We start from the raw sequence: 8,806 nt of genomic DNA on the forward strand, positions 1-8,806 counted from the left end.
CGGCCAGTGAAGGGTGCGGTCGCACCAGCGTTCCAGCAGTACGCGATCGTGCCCGACGGCCAGCAGTCCCGCGCCGTGCGCGCTCCGGTACTCCTCGACGGCCGCCACCAGCGCGGCGGTGGTCGAGGCGTCCAGCATGGCGGTCATCTCGTCGCAGACGAGCCAGCGCGGGCGCAGCACGAGCGCTCGTGCCAGACAGGCGCGCTGGAGCTGGCCGTCGCTGACCTCATGGGGCCGGCGCGTCAGCAGGTCGGCGGTGAGGCCGACGGTCTCGGCGAGTTCGCCGGTGCGGGCGGCGACCTCGTCGCGGCGGCCGGTGGCGCGCAGGGGTTCGGCGATCAGATCGCGGAGGGACAGCCGGGGGTCGGCCGACATTCTGGGCTGCTGAAAGACGACGCCGATGGCGGTGCGCTGGGCGCGGGGTGCGGTGTGCCGCCAGCCGAGGGCGGTGTCGCCGTCGATGACGACCCGGCCCCCGTAGGGGCGGTGCAGCAGGGCGGCGACCTTGGCGAAGGTGGATTTGCCGCAGCCGCTGGGGCCGAGGAGGCCGACGGCCTCGCCGGGGGCGAGGGTGAGCGAGACGTTCCGTACGACGGGGTCGCGGCGGTCGTATCCGGCGGTGATCGCGTCGAGTTCAAACACGGTGGGGCTCCTGGCGTGCCGGCGGAGGGCCGTCGGGCTCCTGCTCCGGGGAGGTGACCGGGTGGTGGCAGGCGAGGCCGGCGGTGAAGTCCGGGCGGGTGCCGCAGCGGGCGGCGGCGCGGTCGCAGCGGGCGGCGAAGGCGCAGCCGTCGGGGAGGTCGCCGAGTTCGGGGGGCATTCCGGGGATGGGGGTGAAGTCGCGTTCGGGGAGGGCGGCGAGCAGGCCCCGGGCGTAGGGGTGGCGGGGGCCCGGGTCGCCGAAGAAGGCGGTGGCGTCGGTGATCTCGACGATCCGGCCTGCGTACATCACGGCGACGCGGTCGGCGATGCGCTGGGCGGCGGCGAGGTCGTGGGTGATCATCAGCAGCGCGCGGCCGGTGGTGCTGTCGTCGATATGGCGGCGGAGTTCGTCGGCGGTGCGGTCGACGAGGTCGCGGTCGAGGCCGGTGGTGGGTTCGTCGGCGAGGAGGAGGGGTGCGTCGCCGATGAGGGCGAGGGCGGTGGCGGCGCGCTGGGCGAGTCCGCCGGAGAGTTCATGGGGGTGGCGGTCGAGGTGTCCGGCGGGGAAGGCGGCCCGTTCGGCGGCGGCGACGGCGGCCTCGCGGATGGAGCGCCGGGGTGTGGCGGTGAGCGCGCGGACGGTCTCTTCGAGCTGTGCGCGGACGGTGCGTACGGGGGTGAGATGGGCGGCGGGGCTCTGGGGTACGAGGCCGATGCGGCGTCCGCGGACGGTGCGGGCGAGGGTGCGTTCGTCCGCGCCGAGGAGTTCGATGCCGTCGACGGTGGCGGCGCCGCTGGTCTGGGCGTTGCCGGGGAGCAGTCCGAGGAGGGCGGAGGCGAGGACGGATTTCCCGCAGCCGCTCTCGCCGATGAGGGCGAGGCACTCCCCCGCGGCGAGGTCGAAGGAGGCCGAGGAGACGGCGGCGACATGGTGCCCGCCGCGCATCCGGAAGCGTACGGAGAGGTCGCGTACCGACAGGACGGCGGTCACAGCATCAGCTCCGATCGGCGGCGGGGGTTGATCCGTTCCCGCCAGGCTCCGGCGAGGCCGGCGATGGCGAGGGTGGGAATGATCAGGAACAGTCCGGGGAAGAGGGTGGGCCACCAGTCGCCGGCGAGGAGGGAGCTCCGGGCGGTCTGTACGAGATTGCCGAGGCTGGCCTGGTGGCTGGGGAGGCCGAGGCCGAGGAAGGAGAGCGCGGACTCGTGCCACATGGCGTGCGGCACCATCAGCACGGCGGCGAGGCCGGCCTGGGGAAGCACGCCGGGCAGCAGATGGCGGGCGGTGACGCGCCATCGTGAGGAGCCGCCGGATATCGCCGCGTCGATGAAGGGGCGGGAGCGCAGCGAGAGGACTTCGGAGCGGACGATCCGGGCGGTGGAGAGCCAGTGGGTGAGGGCGACGGAGGCGACGACGGGCCATACCCCGGGCCGGAACATCGCCACGATGAAGATTCCGAGCAGCAGATGCGGCACGGAGGCGAAGGTGTCGACCAGCCGCATCACGATCCGGTCGGTCCAGCCGCCGAAGGCTGCCGCCGCAGCGCCGACCAGGGTGCCGACGACGGTGGCGACGAGGGCGGCGACGACTCCGACGAGCAGGGAGATCCGCAGTCCGTAGACACAGCGCAGCAGCAGGTCGCGGCCGACGTCGTCGGTGCCGAAGGGGTGTTCCCAGGACGGTGGCAGCAGCTTCTGGGAGAGGTCGACTGCCTGTTCGTCGAGCTGGACGATGGGGGGCACGATCAGTACGGCGAGGACGACGGCGGCGACGATCAGGGCCGAGGCCGAGACGCGGACCGTGCGGGTGGAGCGGCGGGTGCGCCCGTGGGAGGTCCAGGTCCGGTCAGCCATCGAAGCCCACTCTCGGGTCGGCGAGTCCGTAGAGGAGATCGGAGAGCAGATTGCCGATGAGGACGGCCGCGGTGGCGAGCACGGTGAGTGCGGCGAGCAGCGGGAAGTCGGCGGAGGTGGCGGCCTCGACGGTGGCGGCGGCGATGCCGGGCCAGCTGAAGACGGTCTCCACCAGGAGTGCTCCGGTGATCAGTTCGGGGACGCGGGAGCCGATGAGGGTGAGCATGGGGAGCATTCCGGAGCGCAGGGCGTGGCCGAGGAGGACGACGGGTTCGCTCAGTCCGCGGGCGCGGGCGCCGCGTACGGGGTCCTCGTCCAGCGCGTCCGCGACGCCTTGGCGGACGTAGAGGAAGAACCACGGCAGCTGGGAGATCCCGAGGACGGCCGCGGGCAGTACCAGATGGGTGGCGACCTGGTCGAAGGTGACGACGTCGCTGCCGGTGTCGGTGAGTCCGCCGGCGGGCAGCACCCCGAGTTTCAGGGCGAAGAGCCAGATGGCGAGGAGTCCGAGCCAGAAGGCGGGCGCGGCTTCGAGGGTGTAGGCGGCGGAGCTGGCGACGCGGTCGAGCCAGCCGCCGCGGCGGCGGGCGGCGAGCACGCCGAGCGCGGTGCCGAGCAGGATGGCGAGCGCGAACGCGGCGGCGGCCAGGAGGGCGGACCAGCCGACGCGTTCGGCGATGACGTCGGCGACGGGCTGGCGCATCACGCTGGAGTCGCCGAGGTCGCCGGTGAGCGCTGAGGTGAGCCAGTTCCACCAGCGGGTGACCAGGGGCTGGTCGACGCCGAGGTTGGCGCGGATCTGGTCCAGGCTCTCCTGGGAGGCGGTCAGTCCGGCGGTGCCGGTGTACGCCTTGACGGGGTCGAAGGGGGAGGCGTCGGCGACGGCGAAGACGCCGAAGGTCACCAGGAGGAGGACGGGGGCGGCGAGCAGTGTCCGCCGCCCCGCCATCCGTGCCATCGGCCCCCAGGGGAGACGGTGGCCCGCCGTCCCTTCCTTGTGGAGGCCGACGGTCACTTCTTCGGCGTCCAGTCCTCGACGTTCCACCAGGGGCCGGAGGCCAGTCCGTGGTCATGCGGCTCGACCTGGGTGGTCAGCGGCTCCCAGGTGTCGTCGACGACGTAGAGGTGGTCGATGTGGGTCAGGAAGGTGTAGCCGGGGTTCTTCACCAGTTCGCGCTGGACGGTGTCGTACGCGGCCTTGCGGACCTTCTTGTCGCCGCTCTCCCGGCCCTTCTCCAGGGCCTTGTCGACGGTCGGGTTGTCGTACCAGGCCATGTTGTTGAATCCGTCGCCCGCGAGCGAGGAGGTGAGCAGCAGATACTGGTCGAAGTCGGGGTCGCCGGGCGCGCCGCCGCCGGCGAGGACGGCGTCCTGCTTCATCCGCGGCTCGATGACCTCCCAGGTGCCCGCCTGGGTCTTGATGGAGATGCCGGCCTTCTTGGCGTCGGAGGCGTAGGCGAGCGCGTGGTCCTGGCGGAGCCGGTCGCCGGAGAGGTACCAGAGCGGGAATTCGGCCCGGACCCCGTCCTTGACGCGGATGCCGTCCTCGCCGGGCTTCCAGCCCGCGTCATCGAGGATCTTCTTGGCCGCGTCCAGGTCGTGGGTGCGCTCGGTGCCCTGGGCGAACCATTCGCTGTCGGTGGGCACGGGCCCGTAGGCGGGCTTGCCGGCGCCTTCGAGGATCTTGTCGACCATGGCCTCGCGGTCGACGGCGATGTCGAGGGCCCGGCGTACGGCCGTGTCCCCGGCGACCTTGTTCCCCGACGGCAGGGTCACCGTCCGGTAGTCGTAGGTGGTGGCGGCATGGGTCTTCTTGGCCTGGTCGCCCTGGAAGCCCTCGGCGAGGTTGGGCGGCAGGATCGCGCCGTCGAGATCGCCCGCGCGCAGCCGGGTGGCGCGTACGTCGTCGTCCTTGATGATCGCCATGGTGAACTGCTTCACCTTGGGCACGCCGCCCCAGTAGCCGGGGTTGGCCTTGAAGCTGATCTTCTCGCCCCGGGACCAGTCCTTGAGGATGTACGGGCCGGTCCCGATCGGCTCCGTGGTGAAGGGGCCGGTGTTGACGTCCTGCGCACCCGCGATGTGCTGGGGCGCGATGGGCAGCACGGTCCGCTGGGCGAAGGGGGCGTAGGGGTACTTCAGGGTGAAGACGACGGTGTCGTCGCCCTTGGCCGTGACGCTCTTGACGGCGTCGAGTTCGGACTTGGAGGCGTTGTTCGTCTTCTCGTCCAGGATGGTGCGGTACGTGAAGACGACGTCCTTGGCACCGAAGGGCTTGCCGTCGCTGAACTTCACGCCCTGGCGGAGCTTGTAGGTGTAGGTCAGACCGTCCGCGCTGACCTCGGGGAGGGCGGCGGCGAGAGCGGGCTTGAGCTGCATGTCGGCGTCGAAGGCGAGCAGCCCGTCGAAGATCTTGGAATTGCCGTCCTTGCCGAAGCCGAGCAGCGGGCTGAGGCTCTCCGGCTCATAGGCGATGCCGACGACGGCCGAATCGGCGGCCTCCCCGCCGCCCGCCGTGCCGCTCTCCGGGTCGGAGCAGGCCGCCGCACCCACGGTCAGCGCAGCGACCGTGCCGAGGGCGGCGAGGCCGCGGAACGTACGGCGCGATCGGTTCGAACGGGAAGACACGGCTCCCACACCCTTACTACTGAAGATCAGCTGCTTTTGCGAACGGGTTGCATTAAACCGCACGGAAAACGGTGTGAGATACACCGGCCAAGCCCCGGCGGCCGGTACCGGCCGCTACGGGGCCTGAAGATCGATCAGCCCGGCGAGGGCGTGCTTATGGCTGCCGGGAGAACCGAGCGCCAACTCGGCCGACTTGGCTCGTTTGAGGTAGAGGTGCGCGGGGTGCTCCCAGGTCATTCCGATGCCCGCGTGCAATTGGACACACTCCTCGGCCGCGTGCACCGCGACCCGGGAGGTGTACGCCTGTGCGACGGCGACCGCCGTCGGGGCGTCCGGGCTGCCGGCGGCGAGGGCGTCGGCCGCGTTGCGGGCGGCGGCGCGGGCCGAGACGACCTCCAGCCAGATCCGGGCCATCCGGTGTTTGAGCGCCTGGAAGGAGCCGATGGGCCGGTTGAACTGATGGCGCTGACGGGTGTGCCGCACGGTCTCGGCCAGACACCATTCGGCGACGCCCAGCTGTTCGGAGGCGAGCAGCCCGGCGCCGGTGAGCAGTCCCCGGCGGACGGCGCGCTCACCGGCGGGACGGTCCGCGAGGCGGGCGCCGCCGCCGCTCGGGGTCGCCCCGGCGAGGGGGCGGGTCAGATCGAGCGCGGTCTGCGGGGTGAGGGGCGGCCGGGCGACGGCGTACAGCCCATCGGTCTCCAGGACCAGCAGGACGTCGGCGGCGGGGGCGTCGGCGATCCCCAGCACGGGCGCTCCGCCGGAGGGGAGCGGTCCGTACGGCGATGTGGAGAGCGGCACGGCGAGCACGGCGGTGGTGCGACCGGCGGCGAGGCCGGCGAGGAGGGATGCGGTCTCGGTGCGGTCGACGCGGTCGGTGCGGTCGATGTGCTCCGGACGGTGGTCGGCGCGGGCGGGGCGGTGGTCGGCGACGAGGGCGAGCAGGGTCTCGGTGGCGATGACGGAGCTGGTGAGATAGGGCGCGGGGACCACTCCGCGGCCCAGTTCCTCCAGGACGACGGCCGCCTCCCGGTGGCTCGCGCCCTGGCCGCCGAGCTTCTCCGGGACGAGCAGACCGGCCGCGCCGATGTCCTGGGCGAGCGTGGTCCAGAGCGCGGGGTCGTAGGGGTCGCCGGACTCGGCGCGGGCGAGGAGGGCGGGGGTGTCGGCCCGGTCGGTCAGCAGGGCCCGGACGGCGGCGCGCAGCTCGTCCTCGGCGGAGGAGTAGAGCAGATCCGGCGGGGGGCCGCCGCCCAGCGGGGGCTCCAGGGGGTCAGGGGTGCTGGAGGGAGCGGGGGTGCCGGAGGGGCCGGGATTCCCCGGGTTGCCCGAGTTCCCCGGGCTCTCGGCGCTCCCAGGGGTCCCCGGGCTGTCGGCACTCTCAGGGCTCCCCGGGCTGTCGGCGCTCATCGGGCCAGATCCTTCCAGGCGATGTCCTTGTCGCCGCGCGGCTCGGAAGGCAGCCCGAGCACCCGTTCGGCGACGATGTTGAGCAGTACCTCGCTGGTGCCGCCCTCGATGGAGTTCCCCTTGGAGCGCAGATAGCGGTATCCGGCGTCCCGGCCGGTGAAGTCGACCAGTTCGGGGCGGCGCATGGTCCAGTCGTCGTAGAGCAGGCCCTCCTCGCCGCGCAGCTCCACCTCCACCCCGCTGATCTCCTGGTTGAGCCGGGCGAAGGCGAGCTTCATCGCGCTGCCCTCGGGGCCGGGCCGCCCGGCGGCGAGCTGCTGGCGCAGCCGCTCCCCCGCGAGCCTGGCGACTTCGGCCTCCACCCAGAGGGTCAGCAGCCGCTGATGGAGATCGTGGGTACGGAGCTCGGGGCGTTCGCGCCAGGTCCGGGCGACCGGGCCGATCATGCCGCCCTCGCGCGGGATCCGGCCGCCGCCGATGGAGACCCGCTCGTTCATCAGCGTGGTCCGCGCGACGTTCCAGCCGTCGCCGACCTCGCCGAGACGGTGGGCGTCGGGGATCCGCACACCGGTGAGGAAGACCTCGTTGAACTCCGCCTCGCCGGTGATCTGGCGCAGGGGGCGGACGTCCACTCCCGGGTGGGTCATATCGCAGATGAAGTAGGTGATGCCCCGGTGCTTGGGCAGTTCGGGATCGGTGCGGGCGATGAGGATGGCCCAGCGGGCGGTATGGGCGCTGGAGGTCCACACCTTCTGGCCGTCGACGATCCAGTCGTCCCCGTCGCGTACGGCGCGGGTGGAGAGCGCGGCGAGGTCGGAGCCCGCGCCGGGCTCGCTGAACAGCTGGCACCACACCTCCTCGCCGACCCAGAGCGGGCGCAGAAAGCGCCGCTTCACGTCGTCGGAGCCGTAGGCGAGGATGGTCGGGGCCGCCATGCCGAGGCCGATGCCGATCCGGCGGGGGTCGTTGTCGGGGGCGTCGGCCGCGGCCAGTTCGGCGTCCACGACGCTCTGGAGCGGGCGCGAGGCGCCGAGCCCGCCGAGCCCCCTGGGGTAGTGCACCCAGGCGAGCCCGGCGTCGAAGCGGGCGCGCAGAAAGTCGGCGTGGCCGGTGGCGGCGGGAGGGTGCGCGGCGAGGAACTCGTGTACGAGGGTGCGCAGTTCTGCGGCGTCGGTCATCGGGGGCTCTCTCTCGGGAACTCCGGGCCGGGGCCTGTCCGACGGATCAGGCCGGATCGGGGAGCGGGGTCTGGCGCCTGAGGTCTCCCCAGGCCCGCAGGGTCCGGGGACGGGGCACGCGAGCCCGGCGGGGTCCGTCGGACGGGCCCCGGGCGGGTCCGCGCGCTCCGCGGGGACCCGGCCCCGCGGCGGGTCACGGGATGACGGCCAGCCGGCCGGTGGTCCTGCCGTCGGCGACCCGCTGGACGGCGTCCGCCGCGTCCTTCAGCGGCACCCGGGCGCTGATCAGCGGTCGGACGACGCCCTCGGCCGCGAGCCGGGTCAACCGCTCGTGGCAGTCGCGGACCGCGGCCGGGTCCATCCGGTTGTACAGCCCCCAGTGCAGCCCCACGATGGAGTAGTTCTTCACCAGGGCGTGGTTGAGCGCGGGCGCGGGGATGGCGCCGCCCGCGAAGCCGACGACGACTATCCGGCCCTCGAAGGCGACGCACTTCGCCGACTGGGCGTAGGCGTCGCCGCCGACCGGGTCGTAGACGACGTCCGCGCCCCGGCCGCCGGTCGCCTCCTTCACGGCGGCGACGACGTCGTCCGTATGCCGGTCGACGACCAGGTCGCAGCCCAGCTCACGGGCGGTGCGGGCCTTGTCCGGACCGCCGGCGACCCCGATGACCCGCGCTCCCGCCGCCTTGCCGAGCTGTACGGCGGCGCTGCCGACACCGCCCGCCGCCGCGTGGACGAGCAGGGTCTCGCCCTCCCGCAGCCGGGCCCGGCGGTGCAGCCCGAACCAGCCGGTCTGGTAGCCGATGTGCAGGGCGGCGGCCTCGGCGTCGTCGAGGGAGTCGGGGGCGGGCAGCAGAGCGGCCTCGTCGGCGAGGGTGTACTCGGCGAATCCGCCGTACGGCAGGGCCGGGTTGCCGATGACCCGGCGGCCGTCCTCGGTCTCCCCGCAGACCTCGACGCCCGGGGTGAACGGCAGGGGCGGCCTGATCTGATACTCGCCCCGGCACAGCAGCGCGTCGGGGAAGTTGACGTTCGCGGCGCGGACCTTCAGCAGCACCTGGCCCGCGCCGGGCGCCGGCCGGTCCGTCTCGTCG

General features: G+C 73.0%; 8 protein-coding genes. All 8 read right to left on the minus strand.

All coding sequences use genetic code 11. From position 1 onward, the window contains the following. On the minus strand, nucleotides 1-642 hold a 642-nt coding region (locus FF041_RS24065), incomplete at its 3' end, for an ABC transporter ATP-binding protein (protein WP_323392548.1). After that, nucleotides 635-1,678 carry an ABC transporter ATP-binding protein gene (locus FF041_RS24070; RefSeq protein ID WP_407698189.1) on the minus strand — a complete coding sequence of 348 codons (1,044 nt, stop codon included), beginning with the start codon at nucleotides 1,676-1,678 and terminating at the stop codon, nucleotides 635-637. The genes FF041_RS24065 and FF041_RS24070, both read right to left, overlap by 8 nt. Then, nucleotides 1,630-2,496 (minus strand): ABC transporter permease, encoded by an 867-nt coding sequence (locus FF041_RS24075; protein ID WP_153524759.1) that lies wholly within the window; start codon nucleotides 2,494-2,496, stop codon nucleotides 1,630-1,632. Before FF041_RS24075 ends, FF041_RS24070 begins: the two co-directional genes overlap by 49 nt. Next, on the minus strand, nucleotides 2,489-3,454 hold the full coding sequence (locus FF041_RS24080; protein WP_153524770.1) for an ABC transporter permease: 966 nt from the start codon (nucleotides 3,452-3,454) through the stop codon (nucleotides 2,489-2,491). The genes FF041_RS24075 and FF041_RS24080 overlap by 8 nt, the downstream gene beginning before the upstream one ends. A gap of 53 nt (nucleotides 3,455-3,507) precedes the next feature. After that, nucleotides 3,508-5,049, minus strand: a complete 1,542-nt coding sequence (locus tag FF041_RS24085) for an ABC transporter substrate-binding protein (RefSeq protein ID WP_323392559.1) — start codon at nucleotides 5,047-5,049, stop codon at nucleotides 3,508-3,510. Between the two features lie 189 nt (nucleotides 5,050-5,238). Further along, nucleotides 5,239-6,534: an acyl-CoA dehydrogenase family protein gene (locus tag FF041_RS24090; protein WP_153524760.1), complete on the minus strand. Its 1,296-nt coding sequence runs from the start codon at nucleotides 6,532-6,534 to the stop codon at nucleotides 5,239-5,241. Then, nucleotides 6,531-7,712: an acyl-CoA dehydrogenase family protein gene (locus tag FF041_RS24095; RefSeq protein ID WP_153524761.1), complete on the minus strand. Its 1,182-nt coding sequence runs from the start codon at nucleotides 7,710-7,712 to the stop codon at nucleotides 6,531-6,533. Before FF041_RS24095 ends, FF041_RS24090 begins: the two co-directional genes overlap by 4 nt. A gap of 193 nt (nucleotides 7,713-7,905) precedes the next feature. Continuing rightward, a partial coding sequence (locus FF041_RS24100) for an NADPH:quinone oxidoreductase family protein (protein ID WP_153524772.1) occupies nucleotides 7,906-8,806 on the minus strand: 901 nt, incomplete at its 5' end.

Source organism: Streptomyces jumonjinensis, assembly GCF_009600885.1.
Classification (GTDB): domain Bacteria; phylum Actinomycetota; class Actinomycetes; order Streptomycetales; family Streptomycetaceae; genus Streptomyces; species Streptomyces jumonjinensis.

What these genes read in the sequence shown, in the direction of transcription:
- FF041_RS24080 (WP_153524770.1), bottom strand. Translation starts at nt 3,454, where the DNA reads ATGGCACGGATGGCGGGGCGGCGGACACTGCTCGCCGCCCCCGTCCTC.
- FF041_RS24075 (WP_153524759.1), bottom strand. Translation starts at nt 2,496, where the DNA reads ATGGCTGACCGGACCTGGACCTCCCACGGGCGCACCCGCCGCTCCACC.
- FF041_RS24090 (WP_153524760.1), bottom strand. Translation starts at nt 6,534, where the DNA reads ATGAGCGCCGACAGCCCGGGGAGCCCTGAGAGTGCCGACAGCCCGGGG.
- FF041_RS24095 (WP_153524761.1), bottom strand. Translation starts at nt 7,712, where the DNA reads ATGACCGACGCCGCAGAACTGCGCACCCTCGTACACGAGTTCCTCGCC.